The sequence below is a fragment of the Shewanella intestini genome, assembly GCF_018221465.1.
GTDB classification, from domain to species: domain Bacteria; phylum Pseudomonadota; class Gammaproteobacteria; order Enterobacterales; family Shewanellaceae; genus Shewanella; species Shewanella intestini.
Map to the genome: position 1 here is coordinate 453,634 of NZ_JAAIKR010000001.1, position 18,341 is coordinate 471,974.

Annotated in this window: 15 protein-coding genes; 9 read left to right on the forward strand and 6 right to left on the reverse strand. The window is 41.2% G+C overall.

All coding sequences use genetic code 11. The annotated features are described in order from the left end of the window. Nucleotides 1–130: 130 nt before the first annotated feature. The 8 genes from G3R48_RS02010 (at nt 131) to fliJ (ending at nt 8,991) form a co-directional block, all read left to right on the forward strand. Nucleotides 131–1,267, forward strand: coding sequence for a sensor histidine kinase (locus tag G3R48_RS02010; RefSeq protein ID WP_153660807.1), 1,137 nt, complete (start codon nt 131–133; stop codon nt 1,265–1,267). Further along, entirely contained in the window at nt 1,260–2,615 is a 1,356-nt protein-coding gene (locus tag G3R48_RS02015; RefSeq protein ID WP_153660805.1) for a sigma-54-dependent transcriptional regulator, read from the forward strand. The genes G3R48_RS02010 and G3R48_RS02015 overlap by 8 nt, the downstream gene beginning before the upstream one ends. 185 nt (nt 2,616–2,800) lie before the next feature. After that, on the forward strand, nt 2,801–3,142 hold the full coding sequence (gene fliE, locus G3R48_RS02020; RefSeq protein WP_153660803.1) for a flagellar hook-basal body complex protein FliE: 342 nt from the start codon (nt 2,801–2,803) through the stop codon (nt 3,140–3,142). A 65-nt stretch (nt 3,143–3,207) separates the two neighbouring features. Further along, on the forward strand, nt 3,208–4,893 hold the full coding sequence (gene fliF, locus G3R48_RS02025; protein WP_153662045.1) for a flagellar basal-body MS-ring/collar protein FliF: 1,686 nt from the start codon (nt 3,208–3,210) through the stop codon (nt 4,891–4,893). Continuing rightward, a complete protein-coding gene (fliG, locus tag G3R48_RS02030) occupies nt 4,883–5,929 on the forward strand; it encodes a flagellar motor switch protein FliG (RefSeq protein WP_153660801.1) in 1,047 nt (348 codons plus the stop codon). Before fliF ends, fliG begins: the two co-directional genes overlap by 11 nt. 52 nt (nt 5,930–5,981) lie before the next feature. Further along, nucleotides 5,982–7,172, forward strand: coding sequence for a flagellar assembly protein FliH (fliH, locus tag G3R48_RS02035; RefSeq protein ID WP_153660799.1), 1,191 nt, complete (start codon nt 5,982–5,984; stop codon nt 7,170–7,172). A gap of 1 nt (nt 7,173) precedes the next feature. Continuing rightward, on the forward strand, nt 7,174–8,517 hold the full coding sequence (gene fliI, locus G3R48_RS02040; protein ID WP_153660797.1) for a flagellar protein export ATPase FliI: 1,344 nt from the start codon (nt 7,174–7,176) through the stop codon (nt 8,515–8,517). Nucleotides 8,518–8,535: 18 nt separating this feature from the next. Beyond that, entirely contained in the window at nt 8,536–8,991 is a 456-nt protein-coding gene (fliJ, locus tag G3R48_RS02045) for a flagellar export protein FliJ (protein WP_153660795.1), read from the forward strand. Between the two features lie 32 nt (nt 8,992–9,023). Here fliJ and G3R48_RS02050 read toward each other — a convergent pair whose 3' ends face one another. The 4 genes from G3R48_RS02050 to G3R48_RS02065 all read right to left on the reverse strand — a co-directional run bounded on the left by G3R48_RS02050 (nt 9,024) and on the right by G3R48_RS02065 (nt 14,711). Then, nucleotides 9,024–9,416, reverse strand: a complete 393-nt coding sequence (locus G3R48_RS02050) for a DUF3192 domain-containing protein (protein ID WP_212593179.1) — start codon at nt 9,414–9,416, stop codon at nt 9,024–9,026. A 77-nt stretch (nt 9,417–9,493) separates the two neighbouring features. Further along, nucleotides 9,494–10,258: a flap endonuclease Xni gene (xni, locus tag G3R48_RS02055; RefSeq protein WP_153660791.1), complete on the reverse strand. Its 765-nt coding sequence runs from the start codon at nt 10,256–10,258 to the stop codon at nt 9,494–9,496. A gap of 557 nt (nt 10,259–10,815) precedes the next feature. Further along, nucleotides 10,816–12,372, reverse strand: coding sequence for a GGDEF domain-containing protein (locus G3R48_RS02060; protein WP_153660789.1), 1,557 nt, complete (start codon nt 12,370–12,372; stop codon nt 10,816–10,818). Between the two features lie 170 nt (nt 12,373–12,542). Continuing rightward, complete coding sequence (locus G3R48_RS02065; RefSeq protein ID WP_153660787.1) at nt 12,543–14,711, reverse strand: tetratricopeptide repeat protein; 2,169 nt, start codon at nt 14,709–14,711, stop codon at nt 12,543–12,545. 174 nt (nt 14,712–14,885) lie between these two features. Here G3R48_RS02065 and G3R48_RS02070 point away from each other — a divergent pair, with 174 nt between their 5' ends. Beyond that, a complete protein-coding gene (locus G3R48_RS02070) occupies nt 14,886–16,670 on the forward strand; it encodes a M61 family metallopeptidase (RefSeq protein ID WP_153662043.1) in 1,785 nt (594 codons plus the stop codon). Nucleotides 16,671–16,898: 228 nt separating this feature from the next. Here G3R48_RS02070 and G3R48_RS02075 read toward each other — a convergent pair whose 3' ends face one another. Beyond that, on the reverse strand, nt 16,899–17,285 hold the full coding sequence (locus tag G3R48_RS02075) for a DUF3301 domain-containing protein (protein WP_153660785.1): 387 nt from the start codon (nt 17,283–17,285) through the stop codon (nt 16,899–16,901). Further along, complete coding sequence (locus G3R48_RS02080; protein WP_153660783.1) at nt 17,282–18,295, reverse strand: DUF3549 family protein; 1,014 nt, start codon at nt 18,293–18,295, stop codon at nt 17,282–17,284. Before G3R48_RS02080 ends, G3R48_RS02075 begins: the two co-directional genes overlap by 4 nt. Nucleotides 18,296–18,341 lie beyond the last annotated feature (46 nt).

Here is an 18,341-nt window from a genome sequence, read left to right on the forward strand (position 1 = left end):
GAAAACAACCTGTCTGGCTAATTAGTCATGTGGCAAAGTAATAAAGTTCGTTATTGATTACATATTAACTTTAAATTTGGCACGCCAACTGCATAGATAAAACAAACGTAAATCTTTTGACGGAGTATCTATGTATTCAGCACAAGCGGTTTCTGAGTATCAGCATTCACAACCCGATCACGACTTTAAGTCATATCGCCCTCATCGTGGCGATAAGGTGCGCTCGCTTGAAAAAGATGCTCCAGCGATTATCCCTACGCGTAAAGAGGCTGCAAATATGTCAAATCAAATGGTGCATATTCTGCAAGCAATGCCCTCAGGGGTGGTTATTTTAGATGGCAATGGTTTGGTGACACTGGCTAACCCTGTTGCTACTGAGTTATTGGGGCGTCCACTGCAAGGTGCTAAATGGATTGATATTATCAATCGTGCTTTTGCCCCTCAAGAGGATGACGGCCATGAAGTGTCATTGAAAAATGGTCGGCGAGTTAAAATCGCCATTACACCTTTGACGCCAGAGCAGGGCCAGTTAATTGTGTTAACTGATTTAACTGAAACCCGCTTATTACAGAAAAATTTATCACATTTACAACGTCTTTCAGCATTAGGAAAAATGGTCGCATCGCTTGCACATCAAGTTAGAACGCCACTATCTGCAGCGTTGTTATATGCATCAAACCTAAAAAACCCTAAGATCACTACCGATGCTCGTAATCGTTTCCAAACGCGCTTAGTTGACCGTTTAAATGAATTAGAACGCCAAGTAAATGACATGCTGTTAATGGCAAAGGGCAAGCAAGATGAGCTTGGTGAAGATACCACCATTGCGCAAGTTGTCGATAACGTTATGGCTAACTGCGAACCCATTGCAGCAAAACATCAATGTCAATTAACCATGGATAATTCAGCTCAAAGTTTGATGAAGGCGAATACAAACGCACTCGGCTCTGCGATTAATAACTTAGTGATGAACAGTATTGAAGCTGGTGCAAACAATATTCAGTTAATTAGCTCAGAATCTGAGCAACAATTATATTTAGATGTTATCGATAATGGCCGTGGCTTTGATCCAGCAACCAAGCAGCATTTACTTGAACCTTTCTTTACAACCAAAGGTCAAGGGACTGGATTAGGTTTAGCAGTTGTGCAGTCGGTTGTCCGTAATCATCAAGGAGACATACAGCTGCATAGCAAAATGGGCGAAGGCTGCCAGGTTAGGTTGTCATTTAAAAAGATCACCTCAAATCAAGGAGAACAACATGTCTGAAGCTAAATTACTGTTAGTTGAAGATGATGCTTCATTGCGCGAGGCCTTGTTAGATACATTGATGTTGGCACAGTTTACTTGTGTAGATGTGGCTTGTGCAGAAGAAGCTATCATGGCGTTAAAGTCTGAGCCTTTTGATATGGTGATTAGTGATGTGCAAATGCCGGGTATTGGCGGTATTGGATTATTGCAATACCTGCAACAGCATCACCCTAAAACCCCTATGTTAATGATGACAGCATTTGCCACCATTGACAGTGCAGTAGAGGCGATAAAACAAGGTGCGGTTGATTACCTTGCAAAACCATTTGCACCAGAGGTGTTGTTAAATCAAGTGTCGCGTTATTTGCCTTTAGCCGACAACAGCGGTCAACCGGTTGTGGCTGACGACAAAAGTATCGCACTATTGAACTTAGCTAAACGCGTGGCCGTTTCAGAAGCCTCTGTTATGATCATGGGGCCAAGTGGGTCAGGTAAAGAGGTGATGGCGCGTTATATACATAACAACAGCCCTCGCAGTGAGCAACCTTTTGTTGCCATAAACTGTGCCGCTATCCCGGAAAACATGTTAGAAGCCACCTTATTTGGTTATGAAAAAGGCGCATTTACCGGAGCATACCAAGCCTGCCCTGGTAAGTTTGAACAAGCACAGGGCGGCACGTTATTGCTTGATGAAATTTCAGAAATGGAACTGGGATTACAAGCAAAATTACTTCGCGTACTACAAGAGCGTGAAGTGGAACGTTTAGGTGGCCGTAAAACCATAAAATTGGATGTGCGAGTATTGGCAACCTCCAATCGTGATTTAAAAAGCATGGCCGCCACCGGTGAATTTCGAGAAGATTTGTATTATCGAATTAATGTGTTCCCATTAACTTGGCCGGCACTGCACCAGCGACCTGCCGATATTATCCCATTATCGAGTCACTTACTGGCAAAACACGCAAAACAATTGAACATTACCCCGGTGCCTACATTAAATGATGCCGCCTCGCGCCGATTGTTAACGCATCGTTGGCCAGGAAATGTTCGTGAATTAGATAATGTCATTCAACGTGCATTAATATTACGTGTTGGTGATGACATTACAGTAAATGATATTATTATTGACGCTTGCGATGGCGCGCTCACACCAGATTTGTCGCCAACAACACATGCCAGTGGCTCAGCGTCATTAGAACCGCTTGGCTCTGAACTGAAAGCCCAAGAGCATGTCATTATTTTGGAAACCTTAAACCAGTGTAATGGCAGCCGTAAAGACGTAGCTGAAAAACTGGGTATTAGTGCACGGACGTTGCGTTATAAAATGGCCAAAATGCGTGATATGGGGATACAAATACCAGCATAACAAAGGCTTAAATTTATCCTTCCATATTTTTTAATTCAATTTATTCCCGCCTAGGTTGTTGTCGACAGCCTAGGTGCAGTTATTTATAACCTAAAAAACATCAATAATACGATGTTGGCACTCTATTTGCTTATTCATTATATATGTGAATTAGCACCGTCAAATATTCGACGAAGGAGTGACCAATGCAAATCAATACCAACCCGCTGTTACAAGAAATGCAATCATTGCGTGGTGAAATTGCCCCTTCAATTAACTCGTCTATTAGCCCAGGTATTACCCAACAGGTTAACAATACCAGTGGGACAGATTTTGCTCAGTTATTATCAGATGCCGTCGGTGGTGTGAGCGGGTTACAAAAACAATCATCTAGCCTTGCCTCACGCTTAGACATGGGGGATAGTACCGTCACTTTGTCTGATACCGTTATTGCGCGTGAAAAAGCTGGCGTTGCATTTGAAGCCACTGTTCAGGTGCGTAATAAACTTGTTGAAGCATATAAAGAAATAATGAGTATGCCAGTTTAACTGGTCGTGTGATTAACACTCCTCAGCACTTTGATAAATAGGTATTAATTGTGAGCACAGACGTAATGGTTGGAACGGACCCTGCACTTGACTCAGGCGTCCAACAAGAAAATAAACCGGGCTTATTAGGTGGTCTTGGTGGCGTTGATATTATGCGCCAAGTGATCATGATCCTGGGTTTAGCCATCTGTTTGGCTGTGGCCGTCATTATCATGATTTGGGTGCAAGAGCCTGATTATCGTCCATTAGGAAAAATGGAAACATCACAGATGATCCAAGTTTTGGATGTGCTGGATAAAAACCAAATCAAATACAAAATTAACGTTGATGTGCTCAGTGTGCCAGAAGACAAGTATCAAGATGTCAAATTAATGCTTAGCCGTGAAGGCATTGAAGATAGTACTAAAAAAGATGATTACCTTAATAAAGACAGTGGTTTTGGTGTCAGTCAGCGTATGGAGCAAGCAAGGCTGAAATACAGTCAAGAGTCGAATCTTGCTCGTGCGATTGAAGAGTTAAAAAGTGTAAGTCGCGCTAAAGTTATTTTAGCGCTGCCAAAAGAAAATGTATTTGCACGCAATGCGTCAAAGCCAAGTGCTACTGTGATTGTAAATGTTCGCCGCGGCGGTTTAGGGCAAGAAGAAGTCGACTCAATTGTTGATATCGTTGGCTCAGCAGTGCAGGGCATGGAACCTTCACGTGTTACAGTGACTGACTCAAATGGTCGCTTGCTTAATTCTGGCAGCCAAGCAGGGGTGTCGGCAAGAGCGCGTCGTGAAACTGAATTAGTACAACAAAAAGAAGCAGAATACCGCAAAAAGATTGAAACCATTTTAATGCCTATCCTTGGCCCAGAGAATTTCACCTCGCAAGTGGATGTCAATATGGACTTCACGGCGGTTGAACAAACGGCAAAACGTTATTCACCTGACTTACCTGCAATAAGAAGTGAAAGTACGGTTGAGCGTAATTCTTCAAGTGGCGGCACCGGTGGCATTCCAGGCGCGTTGAGTAATCAGCCTCCAATGGAATCAAATATTCCAGAGCAAGCAAATAATGCCACTGCGACGACTTCATCTGCACAAGGTAACTCTGTGCGCGAAGCTACGCGCAACTTTGAACTGGACACCACGATTAGTCACACTCGTCAACAAGTTGGCGTGGTTAGAAAAGTCAGTGTATCCGTTGCGGTTGATTTTAAATCTGGTGCAGCAGGTGAAGACGGTAAAGTGACACGTGTTCCACGCACAGAAGAGGAATTAACCAACATTCGTCGCTTACTTGAAGGCGCTGTTGGTTTTACTAGTCAACGCGGCGATGTATTGGAAGTCGTGACTGTACCGTTTATGGATCAATTGCTTGAAGATTTACCCGAACCTAAACTGTGGGAGCAACCTTGGTTTTGGCGTGCAGTTAAGTTTGCGCTAGGGTTTGTCGGCATGTTGTTATTAGGCTTTTTAGTGGTAAGGCCGATGATGTCAAAATTGCTTAATCCAGCAGGGGTTGATATGCCTGATGACACGCGTTTAGGCAATGAATTGGCCGAAATTGAAGATCAATACGCAGCCGATACATTAGGTATGCTCAATAGTAACGAGGCAGAGTATAGTTATGCCGATGATGGCTCGATTCAAATACCGAATCTACGTAAAGAAGATGATATGATTAAGGCAATACGTGCACTTGTTGCCAATGAACCTGAATTGTCCACCCAAGTAGTTAAGAACTGGTTATTACAAGATGAGCAATGATACTGAAAATAATGCTGTAGCGGCAGCGAAATTTGACCCAGATTCGGTTACAGGCATTGAAAAAACGGCCATATTATTACTGAGCCTAAGTGAAGCCGATGCCGCCTCTATTCTAAAGCACCTTGAGCCTAAACAAGTGCAAAAAGTGGGCATGGCAATGGCTGCTATGGCCGAGTTTGGTCAAGAAAAGGTCATTGGTGTTCATCAACTCTTTTTAGACGATATTCAAAAGTTCTCTTCGATTGGTTTTAATAGTGAAGAATTCGTACGTAATGCGTTAACGGCAGCATTAGGTGAAGACAAAGCGGGTAATTTAATTGAACAAATTATCATGGGGAGCGGAGCGAAAGGCCTTGATTCGCTTAAATGGATGGACGCTCGTCAAGTTGCCACCATTATTCAAAATGAACATCCACAAATTCAAACCATTGTGTTGTCTTATTTAGAACCTGATCAAGCGGCAGAAATTTTCAATCAGTTCCCTGAAAATACCCGCTTAGATTTAATGATGCGTATTGCAAACTTAGAAGAAGTTCAGCCGGCGGCTCTGCAAGAATTAAATGACATTATGGAGAAACAGTTTGCTGGCCAAGGTGGCGCTCAAGCTGCCAAAATGGGTGGACTTAAAGCGGCTGCTAATATTATGAACTTCCTTGATACGGGCGTTGAAAGCATGATTATGGAAACCATGCGCGAATCTGACGAAGAAATGGCGCAGCAAATTCAAGACTTGATGTTTGTATTTGACAACCTTATTGATGTTGATGACCGTGGTATCCAAGCACTACTTCGTGAAGTACAGCAAGATGTATTAATGAAATCACTTAAAGGTGCAGATGATGCGCTTAAAGAAAAAATATTGGCCAATATGTCTAAACGTGCCGCTGAACTACTCAGTGATGATTTAGAAGCCATGGGACCAATTAGAATTAGCGAAGTTGAAGTGGCACAAAAAGAAATCTTATCTATTGCTCGTCGTTTAAGTGACAGTGGTGAGATAATGCTTGGTGGCGGCGGTGGAGAAGAATTCTTATAATCAAATAAGGTGACTCCATTCGCCACATTTAATTCTCTGCAAAGGTGTCAGCATGACCGATGACCAAGATTTTAGTCACTGGAAATTACCAGATGTAACTGAAGAACAAGATACAAGTATTTCCAATCTTTTTGGTCGCCCCAATGAACCACATGTTGGCGATGTAAGCGAAGACGAAAATATTGTGCCGCCAACCTTAGCTGAGCTTGAAGAAATGGGGCTAGCGGCAGAAAAAGAAGGCTTTGAAATTGGCAAGAAAGAGGGATTTGCTCAAGGGGTAGAAACGGGTCGCCTTGAAGGACTTGAACAAGGACACATGGAAGGATTTACTCAAGGTGAACAGCAGGGCTTTGAGGCCGGTCAAGTTCGGGCAAATGAAGTTCTTGCTCAATTAAATCAGCTAGTTTCACACTTTGAACAACCGTTAAAAATTCTCGATACAGAAGTTGAACATGAACTACTCACCATCGCGATGGGGCTTGCGAAAGCGGTAATCACCCAAGAAATTCAAACTAATCCTCAGCATATCCTATCCGTTTTACGTCAAGGTATTTCAGCGTTACCGATTAAAGAACAACAAGTTAAAATACTGGTTAATGCTGCCAATGCAGAGTTGATAACAACAATGTACAGCGAGAATCAAATTGAAAAAAATAACTGGCAAATTGATATAGACCCAACCTTAGGTCAAGGAGACTGTATTATTGAAAGTCTTCGTTCAACGGTAGACTTATCGTTAGAACAACGTATGAGACAGGCCTTTATCGAATTAGAAGCTAATTTAGGTCAAAATATTCATCTTAATCATGAGCAGAAGTCGGCCTCTAATTACCGTACGTTAGATACTGGCAGTGTGAATGCGAGCGCTCAAATAGATCCTGTTGTTCAACCGACTCATCATGTTGATAACGTTAATGTGGCAACCAGTGATAGCAATATAGATGCTCAGTCACTTGAACCTACTGGCATCACAAGTTCAGTAAACACCAGTTCATCTGAGTCAAACCTTGTCATGGAGCCTCAATCAATAACAGCAGATGCTCAGTCGCAATCCTCACAAAAAGCTCAGCTTGAGTCGCAAACGCAGACAAACACAGCCCAAACTATTAATGAGTCACAAGCCGTGGATACTGGCAATGAGCAAAGCACGCAACAACCAAGTCAGCATCAGGTAGAGGAAAAGGCGACTAACGACAACTCTCAGATAAACGACTCTGTTTCAACTAACCCAAAAGAGGGTTGATATGACCCAAAACCGTCAACATCAACTGCTTGATAATATAAAAGCATTTAGTCAAAAAATTGCTCCAATCACACCGGTGGCAAGTGGTCAGCTTGTGCGCGTAGTGGGGTTAACCCTTGAGGCTACCGGTTGTCGTGCACCTGTCGGCAGTTTGTGTGGCATTGAAACGACTAACGGAGAGTTAGTCGCTGAAGTGATAGGTTTTGACGATAAATTATTATATTTAATGCCCATTGAAGAGCTAAGAGGCGTGTTACCCGGCGCAAGGGTGAAACCGCTTGGTGAGCAATCTGGCCTCAATGTTGGCTTGTCACTTTTAGGTCGAGTACTAGATGGTAGTGGATCACCTTTAGATGGTTTAGGTCCACTAAATACCGACCAAAAAGCGGCTCGCCACGGCCCTTATATCAATCCTTTAGCACGTCGAGCGATTACTGAACCGCTTGATGTGGGCGTAAGAGCCATTAACTCGATGCTAACAGTGGGCATGGGGCAGCGAATGGGCTTATTTGCTGGCTCTGGTGTTGGTAAAAGCGTGCTACTTGGCATGATGACTCGCGGCACTAATGCTGACATTATTGTGGTTGGGTTAGTTGGTGAGCGTGGCCGAGAAGTCAAAGAGTTTATCGAAGAAACCTTAGGTGAAGAAGGGCGTGCGCGCTCAGTTGTTGTTGCAGCACCAGCTGATACCTCACCATTAATGCGCCTTCGTGCATGTGAAACCTCAACCCGTATTGCTGAATACTTTCGAGATTTAGGCTATAACGTGTTGTTATTGATGGATAGTTTAACTCGTTATGCACAAGCACAGCGTGAGGTTGCTCTTGCTGTTGGTGAACCACCTGCCACTAAAGGTTATCCGCCTTCAGTATTTGCAAAGCTGCCACGCTTGGTTGAACGAGCGGGTAATGGCGGTCCTGGTCAAGGCTCAATTACCGCGTTTTATACCGTGTTAACTGAAGGCGATGATTTACAAGATCCCATTGCAGATGCCTCTCGTGCTATTTTAGATGGTCACGTGGTGTTGTCGCGTCAATTAGCTGACTCAGGCCATTACCCCGCCATTGACGTTGAAGCCTCTATTAGTCGTGTAGCGCCTATGGTGATTAGCGATGAACACCTTGAAAGCATGCGTAAAGTGAAACAAATGTATTCACTGTATCAACAAAATAAAGACTTAATCTCAATTGGGGCCTACTCGCAAGGTAGCGATCCACGCATTGATAATGCTATTCGGTTGCAACCGGCAATGAATGCTTTTTTACAGCAAAGTTTTAGAGATGCGATTAACTTTGAAAACAGCCATTTAATGATGAGTCAGATTGCTGCTCAATGTCAGAAATAGCAATGTTAGAGGCTTAAAATGGCGAAAACGGATCCTTTAATCACAGTGTTAAAGTTGGCTTCGGAAGCAGAAGAGCAGGCGGCATTGCAATTAAAAGCTGCACAGTTTGAAAAGCAAAAAATGCAAACGCAGCTAGATGCACTTAATAATTATCGCTTAGATTACATGAAGCAAATTGGCGCTCAACAAGGTCATGCGCTGTCTGCCAGTCATTATCATCAATTTCACCGCTTTATTAAACAAATTGATGATGCTATTACCCAACAGGTAACGGCGGTAAAAGAAACAGAAAAACAGGTAGGTTATCGACAAATTCATTGGCAAGAAAAGCAGCAAAAGCGCAAAGCGGTTGAAATGCTGTTAGAGAAAAAGCGCTTGGCAGCAGAAGTTGCAGAAGCTAAACGTGAACAAAAAATGTCAGATGAATTTGCTATTCAACAATATTTTAGAAACCGTCAAAAGAATAACTCATAAGTGTTAATTGAGTTGCCCATCGATCTTTATCATTAAAGCGCACTAACTAAAGGTGTTTGTAAAAACTGTTCAATAGTTTGCTCACCCCAAGCAATCAGTTTTTGATTGTTGAACAATAAAGGTGTGCATTCGTCTTTGGTGGTTTTATTGTCAGACGCTATATGGTGAGTACGGTAGTAGCGCAGCTGAAACGCGCCTGTTGCCGTGTTTTTCGCTTCAACAAAGTCTGCGCTTCCTAGTAAGGTTGATACTTGCTTAAGTGATAACCCTAACGTAAGTTCAGCTATTTTTTGTTGATTATATTGCTGTCTATCTTCCCAACCTTGATCGTCTGGCGTGGGTGTATGCAATGTCATCGTAATGGCGACAAAAATTAAATAACCAACAAATACACTACCAATAACAATTGGGGCTTTATTATTCACGACAGATCCCATTGTGTCACTTCGTCAAATCAGAAGTCTAAACTGTTAAATTACATTTGTAGTAAAATTGTTGCAATCTAATTGGTGTGAATATTCGCTCTAAATTGTTTCAAATTGATATTTAGCGGTATGTTTACTTGCAACTGCGCCAGTTTATAACTGAGTCTCGCCATGTCTTTTCCTTGAGCTAATTTTGCAGCTTGTTTTTCCCCAAGGTTTTCAAGTGAATGATAAAGATTTGCTAGGTTACGGAATTTATTTAATAAATCAGATGCCGATTTAGGGCCGATGCCTGCGATGCCCGGTATTTTGTTACCGCTATCGCCAGCTAAAGCAATAAAGTCTAATAATTGATTTTGTTGCACCCCTAACTTTTTCTCATGTGCAGTCATGTCAAATTCGGCCTGTTTGAAGTAGTCCCATAACAGTAAGTTTTTTTGCGGTAATTGGCTAAAACCTTTATCCGTTGAAACAATAATAGCTTGGCCTTTTGGGGTGACCTTAAGAGCTAAAGTTGCTATGACATCATCGGCTTCTGATGCTGCATCTAACGAATGAATGTGCTGCGAGGCTAAAGCGGATTTTATGTTTGCCATCCCATTGGCCAGTGCTGAAGGCATGGGGTTACGGCCTTTCTTGTAATCGGGATAGAGCTTCTTGCGCCAAGACACTTCATCGCCATCCCATACAATGACAACGTGACTGGGCTTATGTATCGCCATCAGCTTATTTGAGGCAGAAATTGTCTTGGCTGTTACTGTCTCGATGTCATTTTCATCGGGTAAGGCAGCATGAATACGTCTGACTAAGTTTAATCCATCAAGTATAAGCAGTTTATTCATTGTCTTTTTCTTATCGCAGAGTTTTAGCACGTTTATATCATCAATTATAAGTGCTTCGTTAATCGTAAAGTGTTATATGAGCCAATTAGGGGACGATACTAACCGGCTCAATTGACTCTATTGTTTCATTTTTTTCATTGAGATTAAATCAAATAATCATAAGGATTTTAGCGTTATGGAGTGTAGATTTGACCAATGAGAGTTTGAGTCGTTTGGCATTTAAGTGCTATGTATTCATTAATAATTTATGCATTGTTACCTAAGTACCTAAGTACCTAAGTACCTAAGTAGCTTAAGTGCTCAATGATAAATGTAACTGAATTAATATATGCGCTGAGGTGGGTCATTAGCGATATAAAAGAAGGTAGGTAATGTTATTCATGTGAGATTTGGACAATTAATCGATTAAGACATTAGAGCGAATTCTGCATTGAAGTGATCCAGTTAAATTGACGGCCGCGAATATGAAAAACAGCAATAAACTCTAAGTAAATGTTAAAGTATTTTTATTGCTGCTTTATTTCATTATGTAGGCTTACTGTTGTTGTTACGGTGGGCTATAGATCGATAACTATTCTGTCGCGGCCGTTACTTTTCGCACGGTATAATGCGGCATCAGCTCTTTCAAAGGTGTCTTCAATAGACTCGTGATCCATGACTTGCGCAGCGCCAATTGATAATGTCACCGTGATCCGTTGGTTTTTGAATCTAAAAGGAATGTTCTTAATTTTTTCTCGAACACGGTTAAGTAATTGCGAAATATGCTCTTCATTTACATCAGGCAATAGCAATACAAACTCTTCACCACCATAACGGGCGACAAACTCACTTTCGCGCAATGAATTTTTAAGTGCCATGGCAATCACTTGTAGCGTTTTATCGCCAGTGGTGTGGCCAAAACTATCATTGACTGATTTGAAATGATCGATATCGGTAATGGCTATCCATAATGGGGTCTTAAAGCGAATATGATTGCGATATTCTTGCTCCATACGGTCTTCAAGTGCTGTTCGGTTTGCTAATTGAGTTAATGGGTCAAGCAGGTTTAGTTTTTGGTGCTCAAATAGTTTCTCTTTGTAGCTATTGGCTTCTTGAGTAATGTTGTTGAGCTCTTTACGCATTGAATCAATAGATTTCTTTAAGATGTTTTGCTCGCGTTGTTCTAATGCTTCTTTACGAGATAACGCTTCTTTTAATGCACTTAGTTGGCTAGTTAACTGTACTTTTAACTCGGTACTATTGTTGACATCGACAAGAATACAATCAGCGTTATTGACCCTTAAGTTAATTTCCTTATTTAATTGTTGCTTGATTTGGTTGCTGCGTTGATTGTTGTTATGAGAACTATTAACGACATCTCTAACGACGGTTAATGCATCATTTAACGCGTATAAAAAATCTTGAGAAGCCGATTTTTCGTGGGCTATGTTCTCAAGTAATAAACTTAAAACCGTATGATATGATTCAAGCAATATATCTAGTGAAATGTCACCTTGTAACACCTCTTTTAACACTAAAACTTGGTCACGTTGATCTTTACGAAATTCAATTTCAGATATTTCTGTTGCTAACTCTCGGGCAAGTTGTACGTGATGAGGTAGGATTTCGTAATGATCCGATTGCAGCAATTCATCATGCAATATTTGCTCATAAAAGCGAATCATCGCTTCCATTTTTGGAATGTAGTCCCAAACGGTATGGAATGGCTTGGTTAGCTCTTGCTTGAAGTAATTGATTTCTTTCTTGAGTTTTTCGGGTGCAGAATTTATACGCTGAATTTGACCAATGAGTGTTGATAAACTTCCTCGACTCTCTTCTAGTTGAGTCATGGTTTGGCGATATTGCGATTGTAACAGTTTCTCGATACTAAGTAGTTCAGGCAGTGCTTCGTCAATCGAGTCGAAGTTGTGCAGGCGATGACGTAACTTGGCAAGTTTGTTATCTAACTCTAAATTCTGCCCTTTGCATGCAAGACTCAGCTGCCCAATAAAGTGGATAAGTTGCTCCAACTTGCCATTATGCTCATTATTTATGCCCTCTAAAGCGATTTTTGCTGAACCTAGTTTTTGCTTTAATAACGCGATTTGAGAAACAGTGTTGTTAGAGTCATTCATGTATAGCCTTTTACTGCACTCGAGAGAATTTGCAAAGTTGAAAAGTATAAATAACTTGGCTTTCAAGTCATTGTAATTATAAGCATCATTATAGTGATGTTATTGACTTTAATGTACCTACAATAAGGCATTTTGGACAAAAAAAGATATAACTGCCTAATATTTGGTGATTAGTTACTCACTTTTGCCATAGGCCAACAAATTTTTTCTAAATTTTGGTTCGATTCAGCGCGAATGATACCTCGGCTGAGGGCTTGTTTAAGGTTTAAATATAACGGCGCGCTAAAAATGGCTGCGGGGGCAAAGTTTAGTGTTTTTAGCGACACATAACTATTTGGCAGGGCAATCGAGTTTGCTGCGGCTAAGGCAAATTGCACCGTTTCAAATTGCAGTTGTGGTGAAATTAAGATGTCCGGGTTATTTAATAACGGTAAATTTATATGGCCAATTGAGATATTGCTTTGAGTTAAGGGTTCATGAAAGCGCGGAATGGCTACATGCTCGGTGACACTCGCTAGGGCTTGTTCAGTGGCGGCGAGGATTTGATCAGGATGATGACAAGTATCAAAGTAGCAAGCAATAACCCCTGGTCTGATGACAAAAGAAGACATTGGCAATAAATGATTCAGTTTATCGATGATAAAAGCCCCTCTTTTATTCGACTCTGTCGCACCTAAGTTGATGTCATCATTACTTGAATCATTAATGCTCACGAGGGCAAGCGTGCGTTGAGTTAATTGTTTACTCTCATCTTTTAACTCTTCTAGCAGCCCAAAGTAGCCATTAATTCCTGTCGTGGGGTCTAATAAATGCCTGGTTTCTACTTTGTGTAATCGCCGTTGTTGTTTTCTTTGCTGTTTTAATACCATGATGAATGCCAGAAAAAACAAGACGGTGGTAATTGATAGCACCACTAAGCGGATCTGGTTTTTGTTATTGAGTGACGTTTCGACATCCAACTGATTTTTAATCAAACCTAATTCAAACTTCATTTTCTGTACGGTTAAATTGGCGGAGGTATCATTGTTATTGTCAAATGATTGGTTTTGCTCCTCAAAATTTTTCATTTGTTCATAGACCGAAAGGGCGTTTTCTAAATCGCCAAGGTGTTTAAATGCTTGTGCCAGATATTCTAATGCTTCAATTTTTTGTTGATGAAGCGATTGTTCATTTGCCAGTTGAAGCGCTTTTTCAGCATGTTGCACAGCAACTGACCACATGCGTTCGTTTAAAGTGACTTTTGCAAACAGCAGTTCGTTATAAACCAAGTAATGATTTAATTGCTTTGCTCTAAAAACGTCATTGGCTTTTTGTAGCGAGATAATCGCGGCTTGGACATCGCCAATTTGTGAATAAGCTTCACCTAAGTTATGGAAATTAATTCCTAAGGCAATTTCATTACCGAGTTGCTGATTAACTTGTTCAGCATTTAAATAATAATCAATGGCTTTATTCCATTGGTTTTGGCCTTTATAAGTAATGGCAATTGCCGTTAATGCTTGTGCAACATAAGGTAAATACCCCAACTTTTGAAAGTTTTCAAGCGCGTTGTGACCATGGTGGAGCGCATCTTTCCATTGCTCTAAGTCTCGGTAAGTGCGGGCGAGGTTTAACTGTGCATGGGCTTTTAAACCTGAATATTTTAAGCGGTTAGCAATACGGAATGCTTCGCTGTAATGTTGTAAGGATTTAGCCCTGTCATTGTTTTTACCGTAATACTTTCCTAGCGCTGACTCTGACAATGAAATGAAGTAATCATTACGAATTTGGTAAGCAATTTCTCGATATCGGTTTAGGTTAGACAGCGCAGGTATTGGTCTGTAAACCATTTGATTCAAACTGCTGAGTTGCTCATGCAAGATAAATTTCAATAACACCGCTTGTGTTAATGTTTCTGCCGAAATTCGCTTTAATGCCGTATTAAAATCAATAATTGCTTGTTTGTATTGTTGATTTTTTCGCGCGTTATAACGTGCGTTGAGCATGATAATCATTGCGTTATCGACATTTGTCACCGCAATACTTTGCAATTGCGTGATTAATGTTTGCGCTTGTTGGTATTTTTCAGGGTGCGTAACATTGGCTTCTAAGGTGAGCCTTGCAAGGGAAATCAAGTCCTGTTTTAGTGCTTCCTCTGAAGTGTTAATTTGTTTAGCGGCTTGTTTGAAATCATCAATATTATTAATAACTAAAGGATAACGTGTATTATTTAATAAGGTGTCGTATAGCGCTTGAGGATGCTCTCTAAAGGTAATTTCTCGTTGCTGCAAATCGACAGCAACACTCGTTGCTGAGAAAGCAATACTAAGCAAAATAAAACAACATAAAAACACCCGCATGATAAAACTATTTCCTTGTTTAAACTCAAAAGATGTAACCTAATATAGTTAGTTGCTGAGAGCTATGGTCAAAATTGTTATACTTTACCATTAAATAAAAACAAAAAAATCATAATAAGAAGGAATACACGAGTGAAACTAAACTCAACAGCTATTTTCGTGAGTTGTGTGTTAATGGGAAGTGCTTGGATAAGTCCTGCTATGGCGCAAGTTAATTATCATATTGATCTAACTACACCTGAACATCACAGTGCATCTGTTTCAGTGGCATTCCCTGAGACAAAGAACAATCAACTTGTGGTTAATTTACCTGTTTGGCGTACTGGCAAGTACGATATTTTGCCAACTGCAGATGGTGTTCGTGCATTTCGTGCAACCGACAGCAAAGGGCGCGAGCTTCCTTGGACGCGTAGTGCCAGCGGTGAGTGGACGGTTAATTTATCTAAACCAACGCAGGTGAATGTGAGTTATCGTCTTCATGCGAATGAACTCGGTGTGCGCTTACGTCATATTGATGCCTCTCATGCTTTTTTAGATGCCAGCGGGGTGTTTATGTATAGCCCCGAATTTAGGCAAGATGACATTACCGTAGCGATGGATGTGCCGAAAAGTTGGCGCAGTTTTTCAGGTATGGAAAGTGGCAAACACCCCCACTCTTTTAAAGCAGCTAATTATGATGTGTTAGTTGACTCACCAATTGAAACCGGTATTAATCAGCACTTTAGTTTTAAAGCTGATGGCCGCGATTATGAAGTCGTTTTTTGGGGGGAAGGTAATTACGACACCAGTCAAATTGTTGAAGATTTGAAGAAAATCAGTGGCCAAGCTCATGTCATTTGGGACGATTACCCTTTTGAGCGCTATGTTTATATGGTGCATGCTACCAGCGGGGCGAGCGGCGCAACTGAGCACCTTAACTCAACAATTATTCAATTACCGCGATTTATGTTCCGTGAACGTGATGATTATTTGCGTTTTATTAGTACTGCATCGCATGAATTCATTCACACTTGGAACGTCAAAGCTTATCGCCCACAAGGGTTAGTTCCTTATGATTATCAATCTGAAAATATGACCTCGTTGTTGTGGATTTCAGAAGGCTCAACCAGTTATTTTCAGAACCAATTATTGCTGCGTGCTGGTGTGATAACAGCCAAAGAATATTTGGCGGATTTAGCCAAGCGAGTTGCGCGAAATTTGCATACTCCAGGTCGTGAAGTTCAGTCAATTGCTGAGTCAAGTTTAGGCCAGTGGACCAATACCTTTGGTGATTATGCTATTAACCACAGTGTCAGTATTTACTCTGAAGGTTATATCACCTCTATGGCGCTTGATTTACAGTTATTAAATGACACCAAATTAGCGCATTCTTATCGAGATGTTCATCGTAAACTTTATCAAGATTTTAAACTCCCAATTGGTTTTACCGTTGATGATGTTAAAGGCATTTTAGCGGGCTTAACTGGGCGAGATTATCAAAAATGGTGGCAAGAAAATGTGGATACGCCAAAAAGCCATGATTTTGATGGTTTATTAGCTCAAGCGGGGCTGAAAACCCATTATGCGGATGACAAACAAACCATTGATGTGGGAATTACATTATCAAGCGCTCATCATGATTTAAGCATTAATCATGTTCGCAAAGGAAGTCCTGCATGGAATGCGGGTATTGTCGCGGGGGATGAAGTTGTTGCTGTTAATGGCTTGAAAGTCACCGCGCCAGGCTTTACAAAACGTTTAGAAGATTTTAACTCTGGCGATAAAATTAGCCTAACCGTATTTAAAAACGATCAATTAACGCCAATAGAAGTTGAAGTGCAAAGTGTGCCCAAAGGTAAGCTTACTATTACCGCTGTTGATAAACCAAGTGCGGAGCAAAAAGCGTTCTTAAAAGCATGGTTAGGGATTGACTGGCCGTTTGATGACAAGGGCAAGTTCATCAACAAAGAAGACGATTAACTAAAGTGATTGCACGTTATAATGGTTAAAAAGGCTGCGATGACATATTTGTAAGCCGTTAGACAAAAATAAAGGCTACAGTCAGGTTCAATGTAAACCTTACTGTAGCCCTTTTTTTGTATGAGCTAATAATGCCTATGTTTATTGCACTTATTCAAAAGTGAATAAAGGCTGAGCTAACCTAGACTTAACACGCTAGGTATTAGAGTGGCTGTCATATCAATAGCGTTAACGGCACTTACCTGAATTACAACCACCACCAGAACCACAACCACCAAATTTACCTTTTGCCATTGGAGCATTTTGCCAGTCAGGCTCAGGGAAAATAGGCCAATCCACTTTTAGGATGGTTTTGCCTTTCATGTGAATATGCGCTTGGTATAAATTTTCACCGTTTGTGCTAAATTCAAACATAAAACGGGTATGCCAACAAAGACCGGTATGACCGCCAATTGTGGGTTTTGCATTCACCATGGCAATCGATAAAAACTGCACCCGTTGCTTAGCACAAGATTGCTCTGCAAACATTTTGCTCAGTTCAGCCATTTGGCGTAATTGCCAAAAGAACGCGGCGATGACCACCACCGCGACAATAATTAAAAAATCACTCATCATTGGCTTAATGCCTTAAATAATCCGCCGATAGCGGTGGAAAGCTGCGGGCTGCGTTCTGGGTTTCGCAACTCAGTTAATAGTGCATGTCGTAAACTTGGAATCGCCACAATATCAGCAAATACCTGATTGAAGAAGTGTTGCGGCTGCTTAGCTAATGCTTCAAGGTAAATTTTGCGAACTGCATCATCAGATAATACATGCCAGTTTCTTGCGGCGATGGTGATCAGCATTTCATCATTTAATTTATTTTGCTCATCAAGTTGCTTAATGACACTCTGTACAAGCTTAGGTTGTGACGCTAACGCTCTTATATAAGTGGTTTTATGGGAGCTTGGTACCAAGTTCAAGCTGCGGGCAATACGTTGGGCTAATTCAGGTGCGATATAAACGTGCTCTAAACACTGACAAATGGCTGCTTGAACCTCTGTCGGTGCAAAATCAAAACTATTAATTAAATCTTGTGTGTGGCCATTTTTTTCAGCGCGAATACAAACATCGGCAATACCTTGTAAGCCGATTTGCTGCCAGTTGTCAGGATGGATTTGACCAGACAAATACTCGACAGCAAACTCATATTGTGATGACGCTTGCTGGCCCAGTTGTTGCCTCACTAACGCATTAAAAACGGCTAATTTTTCTTGGCTGGGTTTAAAGGTAAAGGGATGGTTTGATAGCGTTTCTTGTTGCTCATCGCTAATAGGCTGAGTGGGGTCGCGTCCAAGTGCTTCAAGTACCATTTTCAAAAAATGACTGCGCTGAGCGGGTGACAATAACCCTCGTTCATCAAGCGGTAATTTTAAAAACCAAATATAAGGTGTTTCAGCTTGCTGCCAAAATACGATAGCAAAATGTGCATGCCCTTGGGTTGGGTAAGGGTAGGGAGCGGCCAGTTCTTCAATTTGATGAAATGCCATCATGTCAATGCTTTGAACGCGTCGCCCTAAGTCATAAACTTGAAACTGGGTGTTTGCGGTGGTTAAAAATTGGCTCAAGGTATTTATGTCGGTCATATTGATTCGCAGTATTGGCTGTAAAAGTAATGTTGAGAGTCGAGCT

What these genes read in the sequence shown, in the direction of transcription:
- G3R48_RS02070 (WP_153662043.1), top strand. Translation starts at nt 14,886, where the DNA reads ATGGGAAGTGCTTGGATAAGTCCTGCTATGGCGCAAGTTAATTATCAT.
- fliE (WP_153660803.1), top strand. Translation starts at nt 2,801, where the DNA reads ATGCAAATCAATACCAACCCGCTGTTACAAGAAATGCAATCATTGCGT.
- G3R48_RS02075 (WP_153660785.1), bottom strand. Translation starts at nt 17,285, where the DNA reads ATGATGAGTGATTTTTTAATTATTGTCGCGGTGGTGGTCATCGCCGCG.
- fliJ (WP_153660795.1), top strand. Translation starts at nt 8,536, where the DNA reads ATGGCGAAAACGGATCCTTTAATCACAGTGTTAAAGTTGGCTTCGGAA.
- G3R48_RS02010 (WP_153660807.1), top strand. Translation starts at nt 131, where the DNA reads ATGTATTCAGCACAAGCGGTTTCTGAGTATCAGCATTCACAACCCGAT.
- G3R48_RS02080 (WP_153660783.1), bottom strand. Translation starts at nt 18,295, where the DNA reads ATGACCGACATAAATACCTTGAGCCAATTTTTAACCACCGCAAACACC.
- G3R48_RS02065 (WP_153660787.1), bottom strand. Translation starts at nt 14,711, where the DNA reads ATGCGGGTGTTTTTATGTTGTTTTATTTTGCTTAGTATTGCTTTCTCA.
- fliG (WP_153660801.1), top strand. Translation starts at nt 4,883, where the DNA reads ATGAGCAATGATACTGAAAATAATGCTGTAGCGGCAGCGAAATTTGAC.
- G3R48_RS02060 (WP_153660789.1), bottom strand. Translation starts at nt 12,372, where the DNA reads ATGAATGACTCTAACAACACTGTTTCTCAAATCGCGTTATTAAAGCAA.
- fliI (WP_153660797.1), top strand. Translation starts at nt 7,174, where the DNA reads ATGACCCAAAACCGTCAACATCAACTGCTTGATAATATAAAAGCATTT.
- G3R48_RS02015 (WP_153660805.1), top strand. Translation starts at nt 1,260, where the DNA reads ATGTCTGAAGCTAAATTACTGTTAGTTGAAGATGATGCTTCATTGCGC.
- xni (WP_153660791.1), bottom strand. Translation starts at nt 10,258, where the DNA reads ATGAATAAACTGCTTATACTTGATGGATTAAACTTAGTCAGACGTATT.
- fliH (WP_153660799.1), top strand. Translation starts at nt 5,982, where the DNA reads ATGACCGATGACCAAGATTTTAGTCACTGGAAATTACCAGATGTAACT.
- fliF (WP_153662045.1), top strand. Translation starts at nt 3,208, where the DNA reads ATGGTTGGAACGGACCCTGCACTTGACTCAGGCGTCCAACAAGAAAAT.